The 24,386-nt window shown below is 70.7% G+C and carries 26 protein-coding genes; 9 read left to right on the top strand and 17 right to left on the bottom strand.

The window, feature by feature from the left end:
• Window positions 1-268 precede the first annotated feature (268 nt).
• The 6 genes from B5D66_RS09165 to B5D66_RS09135 all read right to left on the bottom strand — a co-directional run bounded on the left by B5D66_RS09165 (window position 269) and on the right by B5D66_RS09135 (window position 6,074).
• Window positions 269-964, bottom strand: a complete 696-nt coding sequence (locus B5D66_RS09165) for a YwqG family protein (protein WP_235000880.1) — start codon at window positions 962-964, stop codon at window positions 269-271.
• Complete coding sequence (locus B5D66_RS09155; protein ID WP_235000879.1) at window positions 961-2,283, bottom strand: DUF6924 domain-containing protein; 1,323 nt, start codon at window positions 2,281-2,283, stop codon at window positions 961-963. Before B5D66_RS09155 ends, B5D66_RS09165 begins: the two co-directional genes overlap by 4 nt.
• A gap of 713 nt (window positions 2,284-2,996) precedes the next feature.
• Entirely contained in the window at window positions 2,997-3,542 is a 546-nt protein-coding gene (locus B5D66_RS09150) for a hypothetical protein (protein ID WP_078761222.1), read from the bottom strand.
• Window positions 3,543-3,574: 32 nt separating this feature from the next.
• Window positions 3,575-3,847: a hypothetical protein gene (locus B5D66_RS09145; RefSeq protein WP_078761221.1), complete on the bottom strand. Its 273-nt coding sequence runs from the start codon at window positions 3,845-3,847 to the stop codon at window positions 3,575-3,577.
• 35 nt (window positions 3,848-3,882) lie between these two features.
• The gene (locus B5D66_RS09140; protein ID WP_078761220.1) at window positions 3,883-4,194 is read right to left on the bottom strand and encodes a VOC family protein; all 312 of its coding nucleotides are present in this window, start codon (window positions 4,192-4,194) and stop codon (window positions 3,883-3,885) included.
• Window positions 4,195-5,084: 890 nt separating this feature from the next.
• Entirely contained in the window at window positions 5,085-6,074 is a 990-nt protein-coding gene (locus B5D66_RS09135; protein WP_078761219.1) for a pectate lyase family protein, read from the bottom strand.
• A 717-nt stretch (window positions 6,075-6,791) separates the two neighbouring features.
• Here B5D66_RS09135 and B5D66_RS26035 point away from each other — a divergent pair.
• Window positions 6,792-6,962 carry a hypothetical protein gene (locus B5D66_RS26035; RefSeq protein WP_235000878.1) on the top strand — a complete coding sequence of 57 codons (171 nt, stop codon included), beginning with the start codon at window positions 6,792-6,794 and terminating at the stop codon, window positions 6,960-6,962.
• Between the two features lie 203 nt (window positions 6,963-7,165).
• Here B5D66_RS26035 and B5D66_RS09125 read toward each other — a convergent pair whose 3' ends face one another.
• The 3 genes from B5D66_RS09125 to B5D66_RS09115 all read right to left on the bottom strand — a co-directional run bounded on the left by B5D66_RS09125 (window position 7,166) and on the right by B5D66_RS09115 (window position 9,454).
• Window positions 7,166-8,401, bottom strand: coding sequence for a serine hydrolase domain-containing protein (locus tag B5D66_RS09125; protein WP_078761218.1), 1,236 nt, complete (start codon window positions 8,399-8,401; stop codon window positions 7,166-7,168).
• Window positions 8,402-8,750: 349 nt separating this feature from the next.
• Window positions 8,751-9,122 carry a DUF1048 domain-containing protein gene (locus B5D66_RS09120; protein ID WP_078761217.1) on the bottom strand — a complete coding sequence of 124 codons (372 nt, stop codon included), beginning with the start codon at window positions 9,120-9,122 and terminating at the stop codon, window positions 8,751-8,753.
• A gap of 2 nt (window positions 9,123-9,124) precedes the next feature.
• Window positions 9,125-9,454, bottom strand: coding sequence for a PadR family transcriptional regulator (locus tag B5D66_RS09115; protein WP_078761216.1), 330 nt, complete (start codon window positions 9,452-9,454; stop codon window positions 9,125-9,127).
• A gap of 854 nt (window positions 9,455-10,308) precedes the next feature.
• On the opposite strand from B5D66_RS09115, the gene B5D66_RS09110 reads away from it, so the two are divergent.
• Window positions 10,309-10,494 (top strand): hypothetical protein, encoded by a 186-nt coding sequence (locus tag B5D66_RS09110; RefSeq protein WP_078761215.1) that lies wholly within the window; start codon window positions 10,309-10,311, stop codon window positions 10,492-10,494.
• A gap of 265 nt (window positions 10,495-10,759) precedes the next feature.
• On the opposite strand, the gene B5D66_RS09105 is transcribed toward B5D66_RS09110, so the two are convergent.
• Both B5D66_RS09105 and B5D66_RS09100 read right to left on the bottom strand, forming a co-directional pair.
• Window positions 10,760-11,587: an alpha/beta fold hydrolase gene (locus tag B5D66_RS09105; protein ID WP_078761376.1), complete on the bottom strand. Its 828-nt coding sequence runs from the start codon at window positions 11,585-11,587 to the stop codon at window positions 10,760-10,762.
• A gap of 177 nt (window positions 11,588-11,764) precedes the next feature.
• Window positions 11,765-12,271, bottom strand: coding sequence for an anthrone oxygenase family protein (locus B5D66_RS09100; RefSeq protein ID WP_200813582.1), 507 nt, complete (start codon window positions 12,269-12,271; stop codon window positions 11,765-11,767).
• Between the two features lie 1,025 nt (window positions 12,272-13,296).
• Between B5D66_RS09100 and B5D66_RS09095 the strand changes: the two genes are divergently transcribed.
• On the top strand, window positions 13,297-15,426 hold the full coding sequence (locus tag B5D66_RS09095; RefSeq protein WP_078761213.1) for a prolyl oligopeptidase family serine peptidase: 2,130 nt from the start codon (window positions 13,297-13,299) through the stop codon (window positions 15,424-15,426).
• Window positions 15,427-15,612: 186 nt separating this feature from the next.
• Window positions 15,613-16,464 (top strand): SDR family oxidoreductase, encoded by an 852-nt coding sequence (locus B5D66_RS09090; RefSeq protein ID WP_078761212.1) that lies wholly within the window; start codon window positions 15,613-15,615, stop codon window positions 16,462-16,464.
• Between the two features lie 12 nt (window positions 16,465-16,476).
• Here the strand turns inward: B5D66_RS09090 and B5D66_RS09085 are convergent, their stop codons facing one another.
• From B5D66_RS09085 to B5D66_RS09070, 4 genes are read right to left on the bottom strand one after another with little or no spacing between them, the layout of a single operon-like run.
• A complete protein-coding gene (locus B5D66_RS09085; RefSeq protein WP_159457243.1) occupies window positions 16,477-17,847 on the bottom strand; it encodes a glycoside hydrolase family 1 protein in 1,371 nt (456 codons plus the stop codon).
• Window positions 17,840-18,664 carry an alpha/beta fold hydrolase gene (locus B5D66_RS09080; RefSeq protein WP_235000877.1) on the bottom strand — a complete coding sequence of 275 codons (825 nt, stop codon included), beginning with the start codon at window positions 18,662-18,664 and terminating at the stop codon, window positions 17,840-17,842. Before B5D66_RS09080 ends, B5D66_RS09085 begins: the two co-directional genes overlap by 8 nt.
• A 45-nt stretch (window positions 18,665-18,709) precedes the next feature.
• On the bottom strand, window positions 18,710-19,168 hold the full coding sequence (locus B5D66_RS09075; RefSeq protein ID WP_235000876.1) for a Clp protease N-terminal domain-containing protein: 459 nt from the start codon (window positions 19,166-19,168) through the stop codon (window positions 18,710-18,712).
• Window positions 19,169-19,175: 7 nt separating this feature from the next.
• The gene (locus B5D66_RS09070) at window positions 19,176-19,349 is read right to left on the bottom strand and encodes a hypothetical protein (RefSeq protein ID WP_394330044.1); all 174 of its coding nucleotides are present in this window, start codon (window positions 19,347-19,349) and stop codon (window positions 19,176-19,178) included.
• Between the two features lie 620 nt (window positions 19,350-19,969).
• Between B5D66_RS09070 and B5D66_RS09065 the strand changes: the two genes are divergently transcribed.
• The 5 genes from B5D66_RS09065 to pip all read left to right on the top strand — a co-directional run bounded on the left by B5D66_RS09065 (window position 19,970) and on the right by pip (window position 23,515).
• A complete protein-coding gene (locus B5D66_RS09065) occupies window positions 19,970-20,386 on the top strand; it encodes a winged helix-turn-helix transcriptional regulator (RefSeq protein WP_078761208.1) in 417 nt (138 codons plus the stop codon).
• Between the two features lie 356 nt (window positions 20,387-20,742).
• Window positions 20,743-21,345, top strand: coding sequence for a TetR/AcrR family transcriptional regulator (locus tag B5D66_RS09060; RefSeq protein WP_078761207.1), 603 nt, complete (start codon window positions 20,743-20,745; stop codon window positions 21,343-21,345).
• Window positions 21,342-21,896 (top strand): hypothetical protein, encoded by a 555-nt coding sequence (locus B5D66_RS09055; RefSeq protein ID WP_078761206.1) that lies wholly within the window; start codon window positions 21,342-21,344, stop codon window positions 21,894-21,896. Before B5D66_RS09060 ends, B5D66_RS09055 begins: the two co-directional genes overlap by 4 nt.
• Complete coding sequence (locus B5D66_RS09050; RefSeq protein WP_078761205.1) at window positions 21,893-22,375, top strand: nitroreductase family deazaflavin-dependent oxidoreductase; 483 nt, start codon at window positions 21,893-21,895, stop codon at window positions 22,373-22,375. The genes B5D66_RS09055 and B5D66_RS09050 overlap by 4 nt, the downstream gene beginning before the upstream one ends.
• Window positions 22,376-22,552: 177 nt before the next feature.
• Window positions 22,553-23,515, top strand: coding sequence for a prolyl aminopeptidase (gene pip, locus B5D66_RS09045; protein ID WP_078761204.1), 963 nt, complete (start codon window positions 22,553-22,555; stop codon window positions 23,513-23,515).
• Window positions 23,516-23,631: 116 nt separating this feature from the next.
• Here pip and B5D66_RS25430 read toward each other — a convergent pair whose 3' ends face one another.
• Together B5D66_RS25430 and B5D66_RS09040 are read right to left on the bottom strand one after the other, a co-directional pair.
• Window positions 23,632-23,802, bottom strand: coding sequence for a hypothetical protein (locus B5D66_RS25430; RefSeq protein ID WP_159457242.1), 171 nt, complete (start codon window positions 23,800-23,802; stop codon window positions 23,632-23,634).
• Window positions 23,744-24,319, bottom strand: a complete 576-nt coding sequence (locus B5D66_RS09040; RefSeq protein ID WP_078761203.1) for an RNA polymerase sigma factor — start codon at window positions 24,317-24,319, stop codon at window positions 23,744-23,746. The genes B5D66_RS25430 and B5D66_RS09040 overlap by 59 nt, the downstream gene beginning before the upstream one ends.
• Window positions 24,320-24,386 lie beyond the last annotated feature (67 nt).

Genomic DNA, 24,386 nt, shown 5'->3' with positions numbered 1-24,386 from the left:
GCGCGGTAGACCCGGGCCATGGCCCACCCGGGGTTCGGGGACCACTCGACAACGGCTCACTGGATCAGGTCGGTGTGCGGATGCCCCTCGCCAGGGAAAGGATGGTCCGCGCCCGGGAAATTCGGGCAGACGTAGAGCTGTAGGCGGTCGCCCCTGGAGACCTGGACCCCGGGCGGGTTCGATTCGCCGCTGCTGTCGAGCGCGGCGGCGCGATCCCCGTAGGGGACCCAACTCTTGTTGCCGGCGTTCCACTCGTCCGAAGCGATGGTCAGCAGCGGGCTCGTCGCGGCGCCGCAGGCGATGCAGAACCGGGCGATGGGATCGGTGCGGCCCCACGGGGCCAGCCGCCGACCTTCCAACCGGGGGCCACGGACAGCTCGTCCTTGTAGAACTCCTGCGGGGCGATCTCATAGGAGTCGTCCACCACGACGTCGGCCGCCTGCCACGTGCCCCAGTCCGCCAACCGCTGTTGCAGCTCCTCACCCAACTCGAGAAAGTGGGGGTACTCGGTGATGTGCTCCGGCGCGAGCACACACGGCTTCGGCACGTACCCGTCGTACTCCACCTCGGTCGGCTCGGGCGGCGCGACGAGAACGTCGGTGACGTCGGCGGCGTTTCGCCAGAACAGCGCCGTCGCAGGCTTGTACTCCGGCGGGTGTTCGAAGGGGCACCACAGCACCTGGAGCAGGTCGGCCCGGCCGAGCGACCGCAGCAGGGCAACGTCGCGCGCGTACAACTGGGCCACGGGCAGCAAGGGGGCGGCCGGCCCCTCATGCCACTTGTCGCAGTATGGCCAGGGCTGGTCGGCGGGCCACAGCAGGGGCCCGCCGACCGAACTCTCGTACGGCGACGGAGAACCGGGGCGGGGATGCAACCGGATCGCCGGGCGTGCCAACGGACCCAGTTGTGGGAGGACCGCGGCCACGTCGAGCCGCCGCGGTGGAGTGGTACGGGTGGCGTTCATGGCGGCGATACTGCCAGCCGCCTCCGACTGTCGGCGTGCCGAGCCCGTACAGTCGGCAGCGGGGGCGGGGAGAACCGCGACAGGATTTGACCAACCGGTTCGGGACCATGCCGCACGAGTACCTCTCCGGCGAGGAGAGCGCCCGCTACGGCCGCTTCCCCGGTGACGGGGATTTCGGCTTCACCGGAGACGTCTTCGAGGGAGGCGACCTGTCCGACGCCCACTTCACCGGCGGCACAGTGCCGTCCCCAGAGGGCGGGTTCGCCTGCGGGGTGGTGGCCTTCAGGGGCTGACCGATCACCACGTCCGCTTCGGATCGATGGCTCTCTGGGTCGCGCCGTCCATGTAGTCCTCGACATCCTGGTTGCCGATCGACAGGTTGACCAGCATGGTCCCGACCAGGTCGGGGGCCAGCCGGAAGGCGCACCCGATGCGGGCCTCCAGGGGACGACCAGGACGTGATGCCCGGAGTCGCGCATGGCAGCCCCGTCCGCGATCACCACGGCCTCCCCCCATTCGCGCAGCACCGCCATCACCTGCTCCGGGGTAGCGCCATCGAACACCGGGTCGTCCACGACGTCGATGTAGTCCCCGAAATCGTGGATGGGGCCGCGGTCTCCTGGCCGGTACACCGTGTCGAGGAGTGTGTGCCAGGCGGCGTCGTCGCTGAAGTCGGTGCGAACGATCAGGTCGGTGTGATCATCCTGGGTGAGCAGGGGCAGCGCCGGGGTCGACGGCGTGTAACGAGGGAGGGGGTCCAGCCTCTCCAGGTAGGCGCCCACGGGGTCGGGCAGGCCGGCCTCCCATTCGTCGAGGTCCTCGCCCTCCTCGGGCTCCCATTCGGGTGGGAGGGGCGACCACTCCTCGAAGTATTCGAAGGTGGTGTCCAGGTTGTGGTGCATTACCAGGTAGGCCAGGGCGGCCTGCCGGGGCGTGATCCGGAACAGGTAGACGTCTCCGTCACTCCGGAACGCCCGCAACGGGCGCAGGTGCGGGGTGGCCGCGGTTCGCTCGGTGGCCATCAGGACCAGGTCGGGGACCCACGTTCCGTCCCTGCCCAGGGCCTCGTTCACCTCCTCGGGGGTGGCGCCCCGCCAGGCCGGATCGTCCACCACCACCAGCCGCCGGGGGATGCCTCCCTCCTCCTGGGCGGGAACGTGGGCGTCGTCGCCCGGGCGCGGGGTGACCAGGCCGGGCAGCTCGCCCATGCGGTGGAGCACGTCGCGCCAAGCGTCATCGTCGTGGTCGGTGCGGATCAGTAACATGCCGGGCACTCGGGTGCCCTCATCGACCGGGGGCAGGGGCAGGGCGGGACGCATGAGGGGACCTCGCAGCGGGGGGGCGGGCAGGTCGTCTGTTTCTATCCGTCCCGGCTGACAGAAAGCCGCTCCGCGCTGCCGAGCCGTCCGCCATGGGGAAAGGCGGTCCACCTCGGCTCCCGCCCGGCCCACGACGAACCCCAAGGCCGCGCCCCGCTTTGGTCTTCAAGTAAGGACACCACCGGTCAAGAGACCGTGCATGGCCGGCGCCGGCCGAAGCACGTAAGAGTGGTGTGGGCTGAGGCGGTGCCGCCGCTGGCGGCCCACACGCTCAGCGGATGCGCCAGCACGGGCACCCCGGCCTCCGAGCCCACCGTCACCTCCGCGACGGCGAACACCTCGTCCACGACAAGCGAGGAGAAGAACAGGCCACCGAGAACGAGCCCATGGCGACATCGCGGCCGGACAGCGTGAACGACCGGCCCACGTCTACGACGGCGAACCCGACACCACTGACGTGGTGAACCTCCCGGTCACGTTCGTCTCGCGGACCGGGGTGAGCCGGGACGGCGGGCCGTGGACCGCGGCCAAGTTGGGGATCTCGCGAGAGGACGCCGAACTCCCTCTCGGGTGGGCACAGGACCCGGGAGGGCGGCAGGCGATGTGCGCCTCCGGCGAGGATAGGGGGTCGGCATCTGGAGCCCAATGAGCGGGACCCTCCCGGTCTGCCATTGACCAGAAGGGTGAGGCATCACTGGAACGGTGAGCTGGGTTCAGCGTTCAGGTCCGCGGTCATTGCCGCGCTGCGGTGTATCACGGCGTTGCGTTCGAGCTTCGCTTTGGTTGCGGGGGCGTTTGCCGGGCGGGACCATCCCTTGTTGGGCGCGGCGCACAGCTTCGAACGCCTCAGCGATCGCCGGGTTCTCCACTTTGAGTTCAGGTCCACTACCGCGGGTGAGAGGCTGTCCTGCGCCCTGGCGATGGTAGACCGGCTTTCCGGTCTTACGACTGCTGACGGTCAATGTCCCATCGGGATGGGCCTCGATGGTGTTGCCCTTTGTTACGGCCAGAATGCGACCGTCGGCGGTGCGCTCGGTGAAGTCCTCCCTTGGTGGGTACATGCGGCCGTCGAACTTCAGCCCAGGATTGGGGTTCTTTGGGACCCCACTGTGTTCGTCCTCAACCTGGTCCAGAACAGCGTTGAGGCGGTCAAACGACTCTTGTGCCGAGGTGGGCGGTGGCATCTGATCTAGGCGCTCGTAGACGAGTGTGAGGCGTTCACTGAGCTTGAGGGGGCCAGGGGTTCCCTGCTCGGGCACGGGGACCTCTCCAGTCGTCGATTCAGGGTTACTCAAGAGGCGGGCAGTGCGCTGCGGGCGATGTCGAGTGCCTTGGAGAAGGAGTCGGTGACCGTGTCGTGTCCAGCCATGGCGGCGGCATCATCAGGATCGATGGACACGCCCCATTGGCCATCGGAGGTGCCGTCGATAATGACGGCATGGCCATGAGTGCGTATGGAGATGGACACAGCCCCGGAGCTGAAGGTGTGCACTTCCCGTTCGGCGGCCGAACCGAAGGCAGTGTTGATGGAGAGGTTGATGTCCTGGGGTGCTGGTGTAGTCATAAGGTCCTCCAGTGCGGTGGGACAGGACGGGTAGCTTAGGCCACTTGGACGTCGACCTTGCGGCCATCAGGGTCTGTGAGCACGTGGCGTCCCGCTCCCAAGGGCGGGTGAGCCAGAGTTCCGTCAATACTCAAGCCGAGCCGGACCGCACCGGTGCGCCGGTCGGCGGCCGGATAGATCTCGAACACGGAACCATCGTCGAGTACAGCGGCGTAGTGCTGCGGTCCCCGGCCATGCTGTTCACGCTCGAAGTGCAGCCCCAAGGCGGTGTAGAAGGTGCGGCACTCCTCCACGCGGTCGCTGTAGATGACCAGGAGGGTGATGCGTGCGCTGCTCGACGTCGCCATGGGCGGCTCCTTTTGCGTTGGCTGGCGGCCTGGCGACAGTCAACCTATCCCCATCCGACAGGGGGCTGAACTGGCGCTGGTCGAAGGCCGAGGAATGAGGAGCGCTCCGGCAACATGCTGCGGGACGGCCGGTCCGCCGCGACCGATCTGCGGCTGGTCGGTGAGGAGCCGCCTGGGCACGCCAAGATCAAGGAGGTGACCAAGAAGGCCCACCGGACCGCCCAGAACACTGCGTGGGACGCGAAAACAGCTCGGCTGTCTGTTCTTGAAGGGAGAAAGACCGAAAAGAGTCGACGGCCACCAAGCAAGCCCCGAGGGAAGCGTTCGCACAGGATGATACGCGGCGGGATGGCGAGGGGCCCGAACAAGCATCGGCTGGCGAGGCGGTCGAGCGACCGCTAGAAGGCGCCGCGCCGTACAAGATCGGCTCCTACGACGATGCTCAGATGGTCTGGCTGTGAAGAGCACAATCTTGTTCTGCTCTCACCGGATGCCTACCCGGTGCCGCAGCCCGGCCATGGCCACGGGCCGCGATCGATATTTCCGAGGTGGATCCTTAGCGGGACCGCGCCGCGGCCGAGCGTGCGAGGGCGGCTCGGCATAGCAGCCGTAGTGGGTCGCCTGCTCATCGGTGAGGAACTCAACCGGCATGCCTCCAGACGGCTATGAGCAGGGTTTCACTCCGATGCTCCTCGCCCCTCTCCCCGGCGGCTTCCCGGTTCTCGCCGCCGCTTCTGGTCCGTGGCAGGGGACTGTCCGAGGAGGCGCCCGTCTGGTCGGTCCGCACGCGACCCTCCCCGCTCGGGCCCATCGGGCGGCCGGCGGGGAGGGCGACAGAAGGTAAGCGCTTACCCGTGGGGCGTGATGGACCACGCCCCACGGGCCGCTCATCAGATGTTGCCGGGACCGGCGCCCTGGCTGACCAGGGACGGGATGTTCTGGGCCGGGTCGGCCGTGTAGCCGTAGGGGACCGGGCTCACACTGCCTGCGGCCTCGGGCGCACCGGAGTTGTCGTAGATGTTGTTCCGCTCGACCAGACGTCCGGGGTCGGAGTCGGCGTAGCCCACGTGGGTCGGGTTGTCCACGTTCTCGAAGTAGTTGGCCTCGACGATCACCCCGGCGTCCATCGTCGATGCGACGCCGTACTCGGAGTTGTCACGGAAGTAGTTGTTGTAGACGTGCACCTGGTCGCCGAAGCGCACCCGGGGGTGCCGGGAGTCGGTGCCGTCGAAGTAGTTGTGGTGGTAGGTCACCCGCAGGTGGCCGATGTCCTCGGTGTGACCGTCGGAGTGGCCGAGAAGGGCCGTCTTGCTGTGGTCGTAGTAGTGGTTCCAGGAGATGGTCACGTAGTCCGACTCGCGCTTGACGTCGGTCGCTCCGTCGTCGCCGCCGGTGAAGCTGTTGTGATCGATCCACACGTTGGTGGAGCCGTCCTGGACGTTGATCGCGTCGTCGTCCCAGTCCTCGAAGTGCAGGTTGCGGATGATGACGTTGTGCGCGGAGTCGACGTCGAGTCCGCCGCCGGTGATGGTGGCGTTGGAACCGACTCCGATGATCGTCTTGTCCGAGGTGACGTCGTTCATCCCGGACAGGTCGATGGTGCCTTCCACCTCGATGACCAGGGGGCCGTCACTGGACATGGCCTCCGTGAGCTCGTCGGCGTCGGACACCCGGACGGTGGTACCACCGGCACCGCCGGTGGTACCACCGTTCTGGCTCGCCCAGCCGGTGGGGGTGTCGGCGAGGGCGGTGGGCGCGGCTCCGGCCGTGCCGGGGAGGGCTGCGATGAGGGCGACGCCGCTCAGGACGGCGGCCGCTCCTGCACCGGCGGCGGTGCGGAACCGATGGGGTGAGCTGTGCGTCTTCCGGTTCTCCCGCATGGTGGGATCTCCTTGGAGGGAAGGGAGTGCCCGGCTGTGTGCGGGCGGGAAACAGGGGCGGGACACGGGTGTCCCCGCCAGGGCGTCCGCAGGGCGGCGCCATGCCCCACGAACTCGGGAAGCGCTTTCCGGACTTCAAAAAGTACGGGAATGTAACAGGCATGTCAACAGAGTGTCATCGCCGAGTTTCGTGGTGTTCGTGGGCGAGGTGCCACCGGGATCGTCCGGCGTGGCCGCCGGGGAACCCCTCGACGGGGTTGACGGGCACACCGCGGCACACGTCGTCTGGAAGGGGTGGCCCCGCTTCCCCCGACCCCCAGGAGTTCTGGGCGCGGACCGGGGAAGGCCGCGCCGCGCGGTGTCGCCGGCAGGGTGCAGATGTGGTGGCGGCACGTCCCCTCCCCCGGAATGAAGGCCCCCAGAGGAAGAGAACCCTGCTCTGCGCGCCTCCCATCGTCGTGATGCTCTCCGTGTGCGGTGACGGCACGACCGCAGGGGAGGAGCCCTCCGAGCCCGCGCCCGAGGAGGCCGCGCCCTCCTCGCCCCTGACGGCCGCCGAGGGGGAGGGCTCGGCGGAGGCGCGTGCCGTGGCGGAGGACTTCCTCGCCGCGGTACGCGACGGTGACGGCGAGGTCGGCTGCGCGATCATCGAGGAGGCGGCGCACGCCTCGGTCACGCCCACCACCATGTCCTCGGGAACCCTCGGAGACCGAGTGCGTGCCGGCGTTCCCCACCTACGCCGAGGGCTTCACCGGCGCCGACGTCGCGGAGATCGAGTCGGTCGAGATGGGCACCGACACCAGCGGCGAGACCCCGATCGCCACCGTCAACCTCGCCTACCCCGAAGGACCGAGGAAGAGCTGGCCGAGGACCTGCTCCTGTGGCTGATGGACGACGGCCAGTGGCGCATCCGCACGGCCCCCTTCGCCGGACTCACCTCCTGAGCCCCGGGCCGCCGCCCGGTCGGCTGCCCGATCGAACCTGTCCCGAGGTCTGGTGCCGACACGATGGTGAGGTGCGGTCCCGTCGATGCCCGGGGCCAGGGATCCCGGTCGCCCGGGTGAACAGGACCGAGACGGTGCGGTTCGTCGTCAGTCGTCGATCGCCTGGTAGAGGGTGGTCCAGAAGTCGTGGATGGCCCGCATCGAATCCGGGGTGGACATCCCGACCTGGGTGAGCAGGATCCCGACGAGCCGGTTCTCCGGATCGGCGTAGGTGGAGGTGCCGGCTCCACCGTCCCAGCCGAACTGGCCGATGGGCGCGAAGTCGCCACGGTAGGTGCGCACCGCCATCCCGAAACCCCAGCCGCCGTGCTGACCCTGCCCGTGCGCCAGATGGACGACGGCGCGGGCCCAGACGTCCCGGGCGGCCAGCTGCTCGCGCGTGAGGCGGTTGGTGGTCATCAGCTCGACGGCGGGCCGGGACAGGATCCGCTGGGTCCCGTGCATCCCGCGGTTCAGCAGCATCCGGAAGTAGGCGTGGTAGTCGTCGACGGTCGAGTCCAGTCCGCCGCCGCCCGACTGGAACGCCGGAGGTCTGCTGTGGTGTCCCCCCGTGGCCTCGTCCGCCACGATGAACTCCCCGGTCCGCGGATCGGGGGCGTAGAGGGGCGGCAATCGGTCGATCTTGGCGGCGGGCACGTGGAAACCGGTGTCCCTCATGCCCAGCGGGTCGAGGACGCGCTCGCGTAGGAACGACTCGAACGACTGGCCGGTGACCCTGGCGACCAGCACGCCGAGCACGTCGTCGGCGACGTTGTACTGCCACCGTTCCCCGGGCTGGTAGCTCAACGGGAGCGTTCCCAGGCGGCGCATCCACTCATCCGGCTCCACCGCGGGCAACAGCCATTCCTGGCCGTAGATCCCCCGTTCGAAGAGCGCGGCCTGGATCGGGGAGCCCATCGACGTGGTATCCAGTCCGAGCCCGAACGTGGAGGTCAGCAGGTCGCGCACGGTGATCGGCCGCCGCGCCGGCACGGTGTCGTCCAGCGGGCCGTCGGCCCGCGTGAGCACCTGCCGGTCGGCGAGTTCGGGCAGCCACTCGTCGACCGGCTCGTCCAGCCGCAATCTGCACTCGTCGAGCAGGATCATCGTCGCCGCGACCGCGAGCGGCTTGGACGTCGAGGCCATCCGGAAGATGGTGTCGCGACGCATCGGCGCGCCACCGTCGTGGCGCATCGTCCCGACCGCTTCGACGTGCGTCTCACCATCCCGGCTGACCAGGGCGACGAGTCCGGGGATCTTCCCGGACTCCACGTGCCGTTCCAGCACGTCGCGCAGTCCGCGAAGCCCTTTTCTGGAGAAACCGCCGGTGTTGTGGCCCATCATGGATCTCCTTGCGTGGATGTTCGGTCTGTGGCCCTGACCCGGCGTGGCACGCGTGGCTTGGCGAGTGCCGTAGGGGGGCAGGAGGGGAGGCTGGTCCGGCCGGCCTTGGCCCCGGCGGTGGCCGCGCGAACCGGGGCCGGCAGGCGGCGTCGGGGCGGCGGTGATCTCGTGCCGTCAGAGGGTCGGGCGCGTGCCGGCGGGAAGGGGGCACTTCGACGGCGACGATGACGACCGCCGAAGTCGTCGGCCTCGGCCGGGGCGGGCCGGTGGGGTGAAGCCGACGAGTTCGGCGGCGGACCCGCGTGTCGGGGTCAGGTCCGTGGGATACGTGGCGAGCGGGTGCGCGCGATCAGTGGGGACGTTCCTCCTCGGCGCGCGCGATGGCGTCGGTCAGCCGCTTGCGTTCGCGGGCGGGGGCGTAGCCGCCCTCCGAGTAGTTCTGGACGAACGCCTCGGCGAACTCCACCGGGTCCTCCCCGACGATCTTGCGGATCGGGGTCCCGTCCGCCACGGCCTGTTCGAACAGGCCGGCGAGGTCCTCGAACATCGAGGCGCTGCTGTCGCCGTCGGTCGGCACGAAATGCATCAGGTACCGCTCGATCGCGTCGACCGCCGTGCGGTAGTTCGACGGAAGCCGCCTCACGCGCGCCTTGTACTCCCGCCATCGCCGCTTGGGGCCGATCACCTTGGAGAGGAAGCCGCTCTTTTCGACGTCGGACATGGTCACCTGCCTCCTGTGCGGAGCTGTTCGATCCGTTCCGCGAGGAAGCTCCAGGTCCTCCAGAACTCTTCGAGGTACTCCCGTCCCTGAGCGTTGAGGGAGTACACCTTGCGCGGCGGCCCCTTCTCGGACGGGACCTTCTCCACGTCGACGAGGCCGCGCTTTTCGATCCTGACCAGCAACGCGTAGACGGTGCCCTCGGCGATGTCGGAGAAGCCCTGATCGCGTAGCCACGCCGTGATCTCGTAGCCGTACGCGGACCGGCCGGACAGGATCGCGAGGACGATGCCCTCCAGCGTGCCCTTGAGCATCTCCGTCATCTGCTTGCCCACGGAACACCTCCTCAGCTACTTGGTGACGCTGACTACTGGTACATAGTAACACTGAATACTTGCCGCGCAAGCGGGGGTCGCGGATGTGCGGATGCGGTGAGCCGCCGCCCCCCTCGGGGAAATGGCGAGCCGCGGCGGCCCGCGTGAAGTCCCGGTCCTCGCTCTCGCGGACGCGGCGAGAGCGTCGGCGACCGCGAGCGCGTCCGTGAACGCCCGGGTCCCGAGGCGAAGACGGCCGGGGTGACCTGCGTTCCGGCGCGACCCGGCTGCGCCCGACCCGCCGCCCGGCCGGTGTCCCGTGTCGAGAACGGCCGGGGTCCGCCCCGTGTGATTCCGGCCGCCACGGTCCCGGGCGGACGTCAGGTCATCCGCGCTCTCGCCGTACCGCGGAGCCCGACTGCGAGCCGGCCGTGAAGAGCCCTCATGGTGAACGGCGTTGCGGATCGATCCGTGGGGGCCTCGGCCATGGGCCACGGAACTACCAAGGTAAATATTGCCGAAAACCGGCCATATTGTGCTATATCGCGCCAGCTGCGGCGATGTGAAAGCCTCTCGCTTTCATGGCCACCGAACATGCTCGGCCCTGGGGAGGGATCGCTGTCCTCGAGGGGACGGCGACCGTAGGCCGTCGTGGCCGCGTTCGGCCTGGTGAGGACGTTCCCACCGGCGGACTTTCGTACTCCAGGCGCTTCTGGATGTCAACCTCCTTCTTCCCGCGTGTTTTTGTGTAGCGCTCACCTTTCCCCTGTTGGGTATTGGGGTGCCCCGCGAGAAACATGGGGGGTAGCTCCGGATCCGTTGGAGCCCGGTCCGGCCCACAGCCGGCCCGGATAGCTGAGAGGAAGCGGTTGCTTATGAAGAAGACCCTGAGCAGGATCCTGTTTGCCGGTGTCGTCGCCCCTACGCTGGCGCTCGGCGCTCCCGCCGTGGCAATGGCGGACACCTTCTACGGGTCCTCCTGGTCCTACGCCGGTCCCTACGGAGCCGGATACAGCAGTGTGTACTCCTCCACTTGGGGCTGGGGCGGCTGGTACTGGTAGACAGACCGCTGACACGAACTTCCACACCAACGGAAACGGCCGGGCCCGTCCATCTCTGCCGGGATGGACGGGCCCGGTGTATGCGCCCGGCAAAAGCGCATGAAACGGCCCGCGCCGATGGATCCGGGGCCGCGCCCCAGCCCGTCATCCGGGCGGGAGCGGAGGAACACGGCACGCGCCCGCCCCCGACACGATTCCGAAGCCGTCGGACACCGCTACTCGTCCAACCGCCACCGGCGCTCCCCCGGACGGCGCGCGGGCCGGCTCACCGGACCACCCCGCCCTCGCGCAGGAACCGACGGATCGCCTCCGCCGACTCCTTCGGCCTCCGCAGGTGGACCCAGTGATCGGCCTCCAGTTCGACCAGGACGGTGCCGCGGCGTCGGGCGGCCATCTCGCGTGCCTGGGCGGTGGGCAGGACGGTGCTCGCGGTGCCGTGCAGGAGCAGCGCAGGGCAGTCGGAGGCCAGCCATCGGTGCCAGTGGTCGCCGAGCAGGCGGGTGTCCGAGTCGACCATGTCCTCGGGGTGGCAGCCGAGCCGCCAACCGTCGCGATGCGGCCGCAGTCCCCCCTCCAGCAGGGGGGCCAGGGGGCCGCAGGCGGCGAGGAGATCCCCGCGTGTGCGGGCGGTGTAGGGCAGACCGAGCAGGAAGGACAGTGGAGCGGGGTCCACCACGGGCAGATACGCGGGCCCGTCGATATTGATCAGGGCGCTCACGATGTCGGGCCGGTCCGCGGCCAGGTGATAGCCGTTGACCGCGCCGAGGGAGTGTCCCAGGACGGGCAGAGGGCGATCGTCGAGGCCCAGGTGGGCGAGCAGGACACGGAGGTCGTCGAGATACCCGTCCCGGTCGTAGCGCTCCGCCCGGTCGGAGTCGCCGTGTCCCCGCTGATCGGGTGCGATCACCCGCCACCCGTCGGCCCCCAGGGCCGCGGCCAGCTCCGCGAAATCGGCGCCTTCGCCGAGGTGACCGTGGAGCGCGAGCAGGGGGCGGCCCCCGTGCGGTCCGAAGTCGAGATGGGAGAGGCGCCGGCCGTCGGGGAGGGTGAGGTGGCCACGCGTGGGCCGGGCCGGGAGGGGACTGCTCGACATGCCCCCACCGTAGGCCCGCGCGCAGCCACGCGCCATCGCGGGAGAGGACGGGCGTCCACGGTGGTGCGCGCCGCTCCCCGTGAGCGCGACACGTGGGAACGGTCTACCGCGACGACCGGCCGCGGACCCCGGCGACCCGCGTCGCCCCACGATGGCGCGCTGGAGCGGCAGACCCCGTCACGCGCCCGTGGACGCCGCCCCATGGAGGATCAACGCCCAGGCCAGGCAGGCGAACGCGGCGACCGAGGTCATCGTACGGGCGACATTCCACCGCACCCACGCCCTCTCGAAGGACCTGCGGGCCCGCGCCGGGGCGTCGTCCCCGCCCATCGACTCCGACGCGGCGAGCGCGTTGTTGAGGGGAACGTTGGCGGCTGCGGTGATCAGGAACGTCGCGACGGACAGGAGGAGGGCGGCCAGCGTCCACACCGCCGCCGGCGAACCGTCCCGGAACAGCAGGACGGCGGCGACCAGCGACGACACCGGCGAGCCGAACAGGACGAGGAAGAGCCAGGGGTTGATGATCGCCTCGTTGATCCGGCGCATCGCCTCGACGAAGGTCCGGTCCGAGGAACGGGCGAGCCCCGGCATCACCGACATCACGAAGGATTGGAACAGACCCGCCAAGAGGCCCGTGGTCAGTGTGGCGATCAGTAGCGAGGCGGTCATCAACGCTCCAGGCATCACGTGCTTCCTCGATTCTCGTCCGTGGCCGGCCCAAGGTTCCCAGAACACGGGCGCCGTGGTCCACGGGATAAGGAGGGGACGACACGACGGCCATGGGGAAGTCCGTTGTCGGGAGACGGTCTCCCCGCGGTGGACGTGCCGCCTGCCGGGACCGGGAAAGAGGTAGGAGCCTCCCCGTGGTCTCTGCCGGATCCGGTCACACGCCGATGAGCGGGGCGGCCGGCCGGGACAGGGTTCCCCGGGGCCGCCACCCCGTCGACGCCGACACCGCGGCCCCACATCACCGCCGTCGCGGTGATGCGAGAAGACGCCGTCCTGAACCGTTTCGATGCTTCCGGGGTCGTCGACAGGGAAAAGGGAAGGTTATCCCTTTGAAGGGAATCGCGACCGGGTCGGGCGCTTTCTCGGAGTTCCATGCTGTTTCCGCGTCGGAGGCCGCGCCGGCGGTCTTCTCGCGTGCCCTGTCGGCCGAGAGGCGGGGAACAGGAGTCAACGGGAAAAGGGCCGTCTTCTGGACCCCTTTTCGGCCGTGCGGGCCGAGAAGCGCGGGCGCCCGTGGGTGGAAGTGAGGGGCGACCTCGACGTGCCCCTGGTGAAGGGGGCAAGAAGGACTCGCGGTGTCGATGTCTGTCATAATTCACGAATTGCTCTGCGGTTTCACGGCGTTCGTCGCGACGGAATGTCGATGACGCAACTACTTGTGTCGCATACTGCATTTGGCGAAGCTTTTCGGGAGGTGGGATGTATGCCCTATTCAAAGGGGCCGAATATGTCAGACGGGCTTGCTCCGACCTCCTTGAGTTCTGCATACTTGCAGCTCCGGAATTTTCCGTCCCAATGAATGGAGTTTGTCATGAGCGAACTTCCCGGTCTTATCGCGGGCCTTCTCTCCGACGAGGTCATCGAGCTGGAGGCCTGGCGCCTGGAGCTGTCCGAAGGCGACCAGGACTGACCCCGCGGCACGAGCGGGAGGGCTTCCGGACCCTTCGGGAGCCCTCCTCCACGACAGGGAGCTCCCCCCCATGACCCACGCCCCATCGCGGCCGTCCGCCGTCGCACGCCGCGACACCGTCACCGAGCTCCTGCACGGCCACACCGTGGCCGACCCCTACCGATGGCTGGAGGACGGTCACAGCCCCGAGTGCGCGGCCTGGCTGGAGAACCAGGAGCGGCTGTTCGCCGAGGCCGCTCCCACGTGGCCGCATCGCGCGGCCTGGCGAAGGCTCCTTCGCGACGCGGCGGGGGTGGGGAGCAGCCTCTCGCCGGTGAGCTCGCCGCCCCTGTGGCGCCGCGGGCGCCGCTTCCTCCTCAGGCACGAGCCGGGGCGCCGGCTGCCCGCCCTGATGGTCGCCGATCCCGGCCGGCCGTCCCGGGTCCTGCTGGACCCCCTCGACTTCGACGCCGACGGAACGACGACCCTTGACGCCTGGCGCCCCTCCCCGGGGGGCGACCTGGTGGCCTACCAGACGACCCGCAAAGGCGACGAACGGCCACGTCTGCGGGTGCTCGACGTCGCCACGGGGACACCCGTGGGCGCCTCCCTGTCCCCGGGGCGCTCGACCCCCGTGGCCTGGCTGGCGGACGGCACCGGCTTCTTCTACGTGTCGACCCCCGAGGACGGGGCCGGGCGGCGGTTGCGCCTGCACCGCATCGGCGCCGACCCCCGCCACGATCCGATCCTGTTCGCCACCGACCTCCCCCAGTTCTCCGTCACCACCAGCCCCGACGGACGTCACCTGATGCTGTCGGCAGCCCCGGGCGCCACCTCGGGAAACCTCCTGTGGCTGGTCCGCCTGCCCGACCACCCCGAAGAGGGGTTGGAACCGGTCCCGGTCTTCGACGGCATGTCCGAGGGCACTCGCGCGGCGCTGAAGTTCGCCCCCGACGGCGGGATGTACGCCATCACCGACGCCGAGGCGCCTTTCGGGCGGATGTGCGCCGTCGCCGCCACGGACCCCCACCACCGGGCGTGGCGGACCGTTGTCGAGGAGAGGGCGGGCAGCGTCCTGGCGGCCTGCGTGACGCTCACCGACCCCGCGACGGCCCAGACGCGCCTCCTCGTCTCCCACCACCGTCACGGCTTGAGCGAACTCCGGCTGTACACGGCCGAGGGAACCCTCCTCGCCGACATCGCCCCGCCCGGGGCGGGGCACGTCTCCCGGTTGACCGCGCCGCCCGAAGGGGGCGCCAGCGCCTGGTTCAGCTACACCGACTTCACCACCCCGCCCGCCGTCCACCGTTTCGACCTGCCCGAGCGACGCTGCGTCCCCGAACCCCCGGAGGGCTTCCCCGTCCCCCCCGACGTGGCCGGGGACACGGCAACGGTCCGCCGGGGCGCGACCGGTCACCGGCCCGTGGTCGAGCAGATCGTCTACGCCTCCCACGACGGGACCCCGGTCCGCATGCACCTGCTCCGTCCCCCAGGAGGGGGTGGACCGCGGCCGACCCTGCTCACCGCCTACGGTGGATTCGGCGCCTCCACCCCTCCCGCCTACTCCCCCGCCGTCACCGCCTGGGTGAGGGCCGGCGGGGCGTATGCGACCGCGGCCGTGCGAGGCGGCGGTGAGGAGGGAACCGACTGGCACGCCGCGGGCAGCGGCGTCAACAAGCCCAACGCCATCGCCGACTTCCTCTCCGCCGCGCGCTGGCTGATCGACCACGGTCGGACCACCCCCGGGCGTCTCGCGATCAGGGGCGCCTCCCACAGCGGGTTCATGGTCGCCGCGGCCATCACCCAGGCCCCCGACCTGTTCGCGGCTGCGGTGTGCTCCGACGCGGTCACCGACATGGCCCGCTACCAGCACTTCGGGCTCGGTCACCTGTGGACGGCCGAGTTCGGCACCGTCGAGGATCCCGAGCAGTGCGCCGCCCTGCTGTCCTATTCGCCCTACCACCGGGTCCGCCCCGGGACGCCCTATCCGGCGGTACTGCTCACCTGCCCCCGGCACGACCCTCGGGTGGACTCCCTGCACACCCGCAAGATGACCGCCGCCCTTCAGCACGCCACCGGCTCCGGGCGGCCCGTGCTCCTGCGCTGCGAGCCCGATGTCGGTCACGGGGCGCGTTCGCTGGACCGCTGGCTCGGCCTGCAGGAGGACGTGCTCGCCTTCTGCGCCGCCCACACCGGTCTGGTTCCCCCCGAACGTCCCTGAGGAGGACGCCCGGCGCGGCCACGGGACGGACCGCCATGGCCCGGGCGCTCCTGGCCGCGCCGGGGCCGTCATGGGGCCGGTGTCCGGCGGGGCGCGGGGACGGAGCGGTGGTGCCCCGGAGAGGGAGGGACGGTCACGGAGAATAAGGTGTTGCCCAGTGGCGGGCGCCCCTGTGAGGGTGGCCGGATGAGCGAACGACCACGCACTCCGAAGGGGCGCGAACCCCACCCGCTGCGTGGCAGGACCGCGCTGGTCACCGGTGTGAGCAGGCGGGCCGGCATCGGCTACGCCATCGCCTGCCGCCTGGCGGCCTACGGGGCGAACGTGCTCCTCCACCACTACCGGCCCCACGACCTGGACCAGGAATGGGGCGCCGACGACCTCGACGCGGTGGTAGCGGGCGTGCGGGCGCACGCGGACGCGAATGGGGTCGGCGTGGCCGACGCCCACGCCGACCTGAGCGATCCGGACGCGCCGCAGCGGATCGTCGACATGGCGGTGGCGGAGTTCGGCCGGCTGGACGTCCTCGTCTGCAACCACGCGCTCAGCGGCGACGACGCCGCGTTGGGGGGCCTGGAGGCGGCCGTGCTGGACCGGCACTGGGCCGTGGACGCCCGCTCGTGCATCCTGCTGGCACAGGCGTTCGCCTCCCGGCACGACGGCCGTCCCGGAGGCGCGATCGTCTTCATGACCTCTGGTCAGCACCTGGGACCGCTGCCCGGCGAGGTGGCCTACGCGGCGGCCAAGGCCGCCCTCGCCGGTGTCACGGTCACCCTCGCCGACCAGCTCGCCGATCAGGGGATCCGCCTCAACACGGTCAATCCCGGACCGGTCGACACCGGCTACCTCACGGAGGAGATGTGGGAGCTGGTCGCGCCGATGTTCCCGTTCGGACGCTACGGGCGGCCGGACGACGCGGCGCGGCTCATCGCCTGGCTGGTCACCGACGAGGCGGGCTGGATCACCGGCCAGGTCATCGACAGCGAGGGCGGGTTCGGACGCTGGCGGCCCCGTGGCCCCGCCGGACCGGGAGGGTGAGGGGCGGCGGGGTCATCCCCATCCGTTGCGGGCGATCGTTCGGCGATACCAGCGCCCGGATCTCTTCACGGTCCGGCGCTGGGTTCGGTAGTCGACGTGGACGAGTCCGTACCGCTCTGACAGCCCCTTGCCGAACTCCCATCCGTCGAGCAGGGACCAGACGAAGCTTCCGCGGACATCGACGCCGTCCTGTATCGCCTGGTGGGTTCCGGCCAGCATGTCGTGAAGGTGAAGCTGTCGGGCGACGTCATCGACCTCGTCGCCGTTCACGGTGTCGTGGCCTGCTTGGCCGACCTCCAAGAGCAGGATGGGGGGATTGCGGTAGTGATCGCGGGCCCAGTTGAGAGCGGTGCGCAACCCGTCCGCGTCGGTTCGGCCGGCGACCGGGGCCATCTGGAGGCCGGCGTTGAAGAGCCCCGTCGGATCGGACACGGAGTGTCGGACGGTCAGGCTCAGGTAATAGTCCACGCCCAGGAAGTCCACTGGCGCGGCGATGGTCTCCAGGTCGTGATCGCCTACCCCGTCAGCCGGCCAGGCGGCGCCATACCAATCGATGAGCACCTGAGGATAGGCGCCCCGCCATTGCGGATCGAGCGCGCTGAGGTTGAGATAGGCGTCGACCCGCTCGGCCGCGGCGATGTCACGCTCGTCGTCCGAGGCGGCGGCGACCGGGATGAGGAGATGCTGGCCGCCGATCCGGCCCTTGGCCCCGCCGGCCCGAAACGCCTGGACCGCGTGGCCCTGACCGAGCAGGAGATGGTGCAGGACGCGCAGACCACCGGTGATATCGGTCTTCTCCGGCGGGTGCGAGCCGACGACATGGCCGACATGGCTGAGAAAACGCGGCTCGCACATGGTCGTCCAGTACTGGACCCGATCGCCCAGCCGCTCGTAGACGACGGAGGCGTAGTCGCTGAACCATCGGGCCATGTCCCGATTGAGCCAACCGCCCCGATCCTCCAGCTCGGCCGGATGATCGAAGACGTACAGGTTGCACAAGGGCGCGATTTCGGCTTCCAGCAGCGTGTCGACCAGCGCGTCATAGAAGTCGAGTCCGCGCGGGTTGATCCGCCCCCTGCCGTCAGGGACTATTCGTGACCAGGCCGTCGAGAAGTTGTAGGCGCGCAGCCCGATCTGGCGCATGAGCCGGACGTCGTCGCGGAAGCGGCGGTAGAAGTCGGCCGAGACGTCGAAGTCCTGGCCGGCGGGCACCCGCCCCGGGGTGTGCGCCCAGCGGTACATGATCGACTGCCCCGCCCCGTCCGCGAGGGGGGAGCCTTCGTGTTGCAGCGCCGACGTCCCGGCACCCCAGAGGTAGCCCTCCGGGAAACCACGGCGGGGCCGTACCGGTTCGGCCGTTCGGCCCGGTCCGGCCTCAGCCATGGAAGAAGCACCGCAACCGTTGCGCGACGAGCTCCGGCCGGCCGCCATTGTCGGCGGCCAGGTGGCCCAGGCGGGGCAGTTCCACCCGCTGGGCGGACGGGATGGCGGCGTGCAGGGCGCCCAGCGCGTCCTTGAAGGGCCGCGCGCTCCTGCCACCGCCGAGCAGAAGGACCTCGGCCCGTACGGTGGTGGCCGCGGAGATCAGGTCGGTGGCGTCGAGAACGAGACGGGCTTCCTGACGCATGGTGGGGATGAGGTCGATAAGGGGCACCTCGCCGTCGGGTCGCCGGGCTTGAGCGCGCATTCCCAGGCTCATGAGCGGTACCAGGACGGCCCGGGGCAGCATCCGGATCATCCACGCGTCGTCGTTGGTGCCCTTGGCGACGGTCACCAGCGCGGCCCCCGGCCGCCCTTGGGCCATCTCCCGCTCGTAGCGGGCGAGCCACGCCACCGGAGAGTGGTCGCCGACCGGCAGTGGCGGCTCGTAGAGGGCGATTCTGTGTTCTTCGGGGCAGGTCAGCGCCCACCGCAGGATCGGGATCGCGCCGGCGCTGAGGCCGAAGACGTTGCGCGCCCCGGTCTGCTCCATCAGGGCCCGCACGTCCTCGGCGGCATGCCGCAGCGTGAAGTCCGGTCCGTACGGGTCGCTCATTCCCCGGCCCCGGCGGTCAGGCAGATAGACGGTGAAATCGCCGCTGAGCGCCGCGCCCAGCCGCATGAAGTTGTGGGAGGACATCATCGACCCGTGCATCAGCACGACCCCGGGCCCCGTCCCGAATCGGCGATAGCCGATGACGGTGCCGTCGTGGGAGGTCACCGTCCCGGTCTGGCAGGAGGATTCCGCCGCGGCGCCCATCGCGTCTCAGCCCCGGCCCAATCGCGCGCGGACGGCGGTGCGGTCCACTCCGAGCGCGTCCAGCAGGACCGCCGCGGGGTCAGGGCGCCGACGCGACAGCAGACCGAGCAGCACATGCTGGAGACCGATCCGCTCCCGGCCCGCCTGTTCGCCCAGGCCGGTGAAGACCGCCTTGGCCGCCGGGGTCAGCGGGAGACGGTCGCGTTCCCGGCCGGGAAAGACCGGGCCGGCGGATGCCGCGTGGACCCCTGCCGACGCCAGCGCATCCCGGTCCAGGTTCTCCAGCGCCTCGCGCGCGGCGTCCAGGCTCACTCCTAGAGCCCGGGCGGTGGCCGAACCGGGGTCGGTCAGCAGCGCCAGGAGCACGTGCTCGGTGCTCACCTTGCGGTCGCCTCTGCGCAGGGCCTCGGTGTTGGCGTCCAAATACACCTGGCCCATGCCGGACTGCGGTTTTGTTCTCACCATGGCCGCCTCACTTCCCGTACTTGTTGTGAATGGACTGGCGGGTGACGCCCAGGGCGTCACCGATCTGCTGCCAGGACCAGCCCGCCCGTCGAGCGGCGGCCACGTGATTGGCCTCCATGCGTTCGGCGAGCCGCCGCAGGGCCAGCACCGCCCACAGGCCCTTCGCGGGATCTTCTGACATCGATATGGAAGACGGACGATTCGCGGACATGATGTCAGTTTGAATTGACATCCATGGAAATGTCAAATCAAACTGACATCCAGGGCGAGGCGGGAACGGGTGGTAGCCGTTGACGGGGTGCAACACGAACGGCGGCGGTCTCGCGTCGGGCGTCCCTTGATGGGAAGGGCGAAGCGCCGTCGGCAGGGCGGCTCGGGACCGCCGCTCACGAACCGCCTGGCGAGATGGACGACGGCGTTGCCGAGGGGCACGCCCAGTCGGCGCGGAGAACGCCCAACGCGCGGGCCGTGGGCGGCTGCGCGGCCAAGCCGAGTCGGTCGGCGTCGCAACGGTCCAGGTGAGCGCGCGAGGGGGCTCGGCCGCGACGGGTGTCCCGCTCCTCGGCGGGGAGCTCGATCGATCCGCCCCGGACGGTAGGAGTGGGGGAATGCTCGAAACGGGGGTTTCGCGCAGGTGTTCCCCGGGCGGGCGGCGCGTCCGGCGGCTCCGGTGACGACGCTCATCGACCCCTTCCCGATGCGGGAGACGACGGGAACACGCACGTCGTGAGGGGGTTTGAACTTTCGAAAAGAAAACGCGGTCTTTTATGCAGCACTGGCTGATTCACTAGTATCGATGGCATGAACGCACCGATCACGTCGTCGGAGACCGGGGAGGAACGGTACGCCGGCGACCTGGAGTTCGACGTGTTCGCCCGGGCCTGCCCTTCGCGCACCGTCCTGGAGCACCTCACCGGCCGCTGGGGGGTCCTGGTGATGGCCGGGCTCCACCAGGGTCCGGCCCGTTTCAACGCCCTGCGCCGTCGGGTGGACGGCGTGAGCGAGAAGATGCTGGCCCAGACCCTCCAGGCCCTGGAGCGCGATGGTTTCGTCCGCCGCGACGTCCACGCGGTCATGCCTCCGCGGGTCGAGTACAGCCTGACCGGGCTCGGGCACGTCACCGCCGCCAAGCTGATCGACCTCATCGACCATCTGGAGGCCAGCATGCCCGCGGTCCTGACCGCTCAGGGCGAGCACGACCGCCGTCGCGAGGGGTGACCCCCGCGCGCGTGATCGCGGGAAGAGGCCGGTGAGCGCGGGCGACGCACAACAGGGACCGTGGACGGTTCGGCGCGGGCCGTCCACGGTCGTCCGCTGCGGCGTCAGCGTCGTCCTGGGCGGACGTCCTCACGCCGGGGACGTCTCCCCGGCCGACCCCGGCGCCTGGGAGAACCCCGCGGGCGCGCGGTCGGGGTCCGACGGGCATGGCCACCAGGGCACCCGCCGAGCCGCCCGGTAGCCCGGGAACCTCGTTGTCCCGCGGCTCGCCGGAGCCGCGGGACAACGAGGCTTCTTGGCCGGCCGAGAAGATGTCCGGTATTATGACTGACCAGTCAGTCATAAATGGAGGGGTCATGCCCAGAAGAGTCGATCGGGAGGCGCGCCGGGAGGAGATCCTCACGGCGGCCGTCCGCGTGTTCGCGGCCAAGGGATTCGCCGCCACGCGCGTCGAGGACGTGGCCCGGGCCGCGGGCATCGGCAAGGGCGCCGTCTACCTCTACTTCGACAGCCGGGACGCGCTGCTGGAGGCCGCCTTCGAGGCGTTCGCCGCCGATTCGGCGCGCCTACTGGGACAGGCGAGGGACGGCGAGGGGCGCGCGCTGGACCGGCTCGTCGGGCTGCTCCGTTCGGTCCTGGCCACCCTGGCCGAACGCCCCGAACTCGCCCGGGTCCTCCTCGACCTGTGGGCGGCGGGACGCGACACCGCGCGGCCGGCCTTCGACATGGCCGCGCTCTACCGCGAGTACCGCGCGCTGATCGCCGACCTCCTCCGCCAGGCCCAGGCCCAGGGGGACGTGGGGCCGAACGTCGGGGACGGGCACGCGGCCGTCGTGGTCGGCGCGGTGGAGGGATGCGTGTTGCAGTGGCTGGTGGACCCCGAGGTGGCCCTGGAAGAACTCGTCGAGCCGGTGATCGAGGTGTGCCTGGACGGGCTGCGTTCCCAGGAGGGACGATGACGAGCCGGTCCGAAACCGGCCGGTGGTGGGGCGACCGTCTCGTCGGCCCCGGGGCCACCGGGGCCGAGTACCTGCTGTGCGCCTTCGCGGTGGCCGCCGGGACCCTGTTCGCACTCGTCGCCGGGATCCGTGCCGGTCTGCCGGCGATCCCGCTCGCGGTGACCGCCCTCCTGGCCGTCGATCTCTACGGCGGCGCCGTCGCCAACGCCACCCGGGCGGCCAAGCGCCACTGGCATCGGCCGGGGCGCACCGCCCGCCACCACCTCGCCTTCGTCGCCGCCCACCTCCACCCGTTCGTCCTGGCCTGGGCCGTCCCCGGTGTCGGCTGGGCCACGGCCACGCTGGTCTACGGCATGATCGTGGCGGGAGCCCTGGCCGTCCTCATCGCGCCGCCCGCGCTGCGCCGTCCGGTCGCCTTCGCCGCGGCCGTCCTCGTACCGGTGGCGGTGGCGGCCCTGGCCCCACCACCCGCGGAACTGGCCTGGTTCGCCCCGGTCCTGGCGGTCAAACTCCTGCCGGGACACCTCCTAGCGGAGGAGGCGGGGACGTGACCCCGTCCGGCCCACCGCGCACGCCGTTGCGACGCGCGCTCTTTCGCGCCCCGATCCTGCTCTACCGGGTGGGACTCGGCCGGCTTCTCGGCCGCCGTCTGGTCCTGGTGACCCACATCGGCAGGGTGAGCGGGCGCCCTCGCCGGGTCGTGCTGGAGGTGGTGGGACGCGAACCCGAAACCGGCGGGCTCCTGGTCGCCTCGGGTTATGGCGCGCGCTCCCAGTGGCTGCGCAACATCACCCGCGAACCCCGGATCCGCTTCCAGGTGGGTCACCGGGTCCACGAGGGGCGGGCCGTCCCCCTCTCCCCCGAGGAGTCCGGACGCCGGCTCGCCGAGTACGCCCGCGCGCGGCCCCGTACCGCCGCGGCGCTCATGCGCGCGATCGGCCACGAGGTCGACGGGACGGCGGCCGGCTACGAGCGCCTCGGCGCCGACCGCGAACACGGTGTGCCGATCGTCGCGCTGCGTCCGAGGTGACGACGCCGGAGCCCCGTGGACGGGCGGGTTCGGCCCATGCGCTCCCCGACGACGCAGGACGCCGGTAGCGTCCCTCCGGGGGCGTCACCGGATCCACGCCCTCGAGACGCTCCGCCGCGAACAGGGCCGCGTGGGGACTCCCGCGCCGGTCCCGCCCCCCCCCGAGGAGAACTCCGCATGCCACTCCCCCACCCTCCCGCCCTCCCCGGCGACTCGGGCGTGCTGGACGTCGGTGACGGCCATCGCGTCCACTGGGAGGCCTACGGCGACCTCGCGGGCAAGCCGGCCCTCGTCGTCCACGGCGGTCCGGGCTCGGGCCGCTCGGCGACGGCCCACCGCCTGTTCGACCCCGCCCGCTACCGGGTCGTCCTGTTCGACCAGCGCGGCTGCGGCCGGAGCACCCCCCACGCCGGAGAATCCGCCTCCCGGGGGCTGAGGGACAACACCACCCACCACCTCGTCGCGGACATGGAACTGCTCCGCGAACACCTGGGCGTCCAGCGGTGGCTGCTCTTCGGCGGCTCCTGGGGTTCCACGCTGATCCTGGCCTACGCCCAACGCCACCCCGAGCGGGTGTCGGAGATCGTCATCACCGGCGTCACCACGACCCGCCGCTCCGAGATCGACTGGCTCTACCGCGGGGCCGGTCGGTTCTTCCCCGAACAGTGGGACAGGTTCCGTGCCGGGGCGTTCGGCGAGGCGGGCGACGGCGACGTGGTCGCCGCCTACTCCCGGCTCCTCAACGACCCCGACCCGCGGGTACACGAGAAGGCCGCGGCCGACTGGTGCGCCTGGGAGGACGCCGTGCTGTCCCTGGAGCCGGCCGGTTCGCCCGGTTTCTACACCGGCCGGCCGGACAAGGCGCGGCTCGCCCTGACCCGGATCTGCGCACACTACTTCTCCCACGGCGCCTGGCTGGAGGAGGGGGAGCTGATCCGCGAGGCCCACCGGCTGGCGGGGATCCCCGGCGTCCTCGTCCACGGCCGCCTCGACCTGGGCAGCCCGCTCACCACCGCCTGGGAGCTGGCGCGGGCCTGGCCGGGGGTCCGCCTCATCGTCGAGGACGAGGCGGGACACCTGGGGGGCGGCGCGATGCACGCCCACATCCGCGACGCGCTCGACCGCTTCGCCGCCCTCTGAGCCCTCCCACCGCGCCGGGGCGCGGGCGGAGGGCGGGTCTCCCCGCTTCTGCCGTTCCCGTCGACCCCCGCGCCCCTGTCACCGGGAAGGGAGGCGGCCGGCTCACGCCGATGGCGTCACGGCTCCAGTCGAAGGGCCGCCACGATCTCCCGTGCCGTGGGGTCGCCCTGCTCGGCCTCGGAGACGAGCCGGCGGGTCAGCCGCTCCCGCCACTGTGCCTTCAGCTCCTCACGGGCCCGGGTGAAGACGGCCTCCAGTTCGTCGTCCTGCGGCGGCTCGCCGGTCATCGCGAACGCCTCCCTCCTTGAGAATCCTCTTGAGCCCGCGGTGTCCGCGGCTCAGCCGGGCACGCACCGCCTCCTCGCTGATCCGCAGCGCCTCGGCGATCTCGTGGGTTTCCAGATCGGCGAAGTGCCGCAGGGCCACCGCGGCCCGTTCGCCCGGCGGCAGCGCGGCCACCAGTTCTCGCGCTCGGCGCGTGGACTCCTCGCGGGCGTGCACGGCCTCGGGGCGGGTCTCCTCGTGGTCGGGTGGCTCGGGAAGCCGCTCGACGGCCAGCTCGGCGCGGGCCTTCTCCAGGGCGCGGCGCAGATGGCGTCGGGCCGCCTGCCACATCCAGGCCCGGTGATGCCGGATCGAACCGGGCTCCTCGCGTTCGCGCCTCCACAGTTCGGTCACCGCGTAGAAGACCGCGTTCTCGGCGTCCTGGTGGGTGCCTCCCTCGCTGATGTGCAGTGGGCCGGCCATGCTCGCCGCCATGTCAAGGTGGTCCGTCGTGATGCCGTTGGGCAGATCGTCGGCCATGGGGGTTCCCTTCCGGTCGCGGGCAGCGCGAGGTCTTCGCTCTCCCCAGAGGTTGCGGAGACTCCCC

Origin of the sequence: Marinactinospora thermotolerans DSM 45154 (assembly GCF_900167435.1) — a bacterium.
GTDB classification, from domain to species: Bacteria; Actinomycetota; Actinomycetes; order Streptosporangiales; family Streptosporangiaceae; genus Marinactinospora; species Marinactinospora thermotolerans.
The sequence above is the reverse complement of the archived record's forward strand: the minus strand, read 5'-3'. Positions and strand labels throughout refer to the sequence as shown.

Coding starts and splice junctions, on each gene's coding strand:
- B5D66_RS09165 (WP_235000880.1), bottom strand. CDS start 964: ATGAACGCCACCCGTACCACTCCACCGCGGCGGCTCGACGTGGCCGCG.
- B5D66_RS09155 (WP_235000879.1), bottom strand. CDS start 2,283: ATGCGTCCCGCCCTGCCCCTGCCCCCGGTCGATGAGGGCACCCGAGTG.
- B5D66_RS09145 (WP_078761221.1), bottom strand. CDS start 3,847: ATGACTACACCAGCACCCCAGGACATCAACCTCTCCATCAACACTGCC.
- B5D66_RS09140 (WP_078761220.1), bottom strand. CDS start 4,194: ATGGCGACGTCGAGCAGCGCACGCATCACCCTCCTGGTCATCTACAGC.
- B5D66_RS09135 (WP_078761219.1), bottom strand. CDS start 6,074: ATGCGGGAGAACCGGAAGACGCACAGCTCACCCCATCGGTTCCGCACC.
- B5D66_RS09125 (WP_078761218.1), bottom strand. CDS start 8,401: ATGATGGGCCACAACACCGGCGGTTTCTCCAGAAAAGGGCTTCGCGGA.
- B5D66_RS09120 (WP_078761217.1), bottom strand. CDS start 9,122: ATGTCCGACGTCGAAAAGAGCGGCTTCCTCTCCAAGGTGATCGGCCCC.
- B5D66_RS09110 (WP_078761215.1), top strand. CDS start 10,309: ATGAAGAAGACCCTGAGCAGGATCCTGTTTGCCGGTGTCGTCGCCCCT.
- B5D66_RS09105 (WP_078761376.1), bottom strand. CDS start 11,587: ATGTCGAGCAGTCCCCTCCCGGCCCGGCCCACGCGTGGCCACCTCACC.
- B5D66_RS09100 (WP_200813582.1), bottom strand. CDS start 12,271: ATGCCTGGAGCGTTGATGACCGCCTCGCTACTGATCGCCACACTGACC.
- B5D66_RS09095 (WP_078761213.1), top strand. CDS start 13,297: ATGACCCACGCCCCATCGCGGCCGTCCGCCGTCGCACGCCGCGACACC.
- B5D66_RS09090 (WP_078761212.1), top strand. CDS start 15,613: ATGAGCGAACGACCACGCACTCCGAAGGGGCGCGAACCCCACCCGCTG.
- B5D66_RS09085 (WP_159457243.1), bottom strand. CDS start 17,847: ATGGCTGAGGCCGGACCGGGCCGAACGGCCGAACCGGTACGGCCCCGC.
- B5D66_RS09075 (WP_235000876.1), bottom strand. CDS start 19,168: ATGGTGAGAACAAAACCGCAGTCCGGCATGGGCCAGGTGTATTTGGAC.
- B5D66_RS09070 (WP_394330044.1), bottom strand. CDS start 19,349: ATGTCAGAAGATCCCGCGAAGGGCCTGTGGGCGGTGCTGGCCCTGCGG.
- B5D66_RS09065 (WP_078761208.1), top strand. CDS start 19,970: ATGAACGCACCGATCACGTCGTCGGAGACCGGGGAGGAACGGTACGCC.
- B5D66_RS09060 (WP_078761207.1), top strand. CDS start 20,743: ATGCCCAGAAGAGTCGATCGGGAGGCGCGCCGGGAGGAGATCCTCACG.
- B5D66_RS09055 (WP_078761206.1), top strand. CDS start 21,342: ATGACGAGCCGGTCCGAAACCGGCCGGTGGTGGGGCGACCGTCTCGTC.
- pip (WP_078761204.1), top strand. CDS start 22,553: ATGCCACTCCCCCACCCTCCCGCCCTCCCCGGCGACTCGGGCGTGCTG.
- B5D66_RS25430 (WP_159457242.1), bottom strand. CDS start 23,802: ATGACCGGCGAGCCGCCGCAGGACGACGAACTGGAGGCCGTCTTCACC.
- B5D66_RS09040 (WP_078761203.1), bottom strand. CDS start 24,319: ATGGCCGACGATCTGCCCAACGGCATCACGACGGACCACCTTGACATG.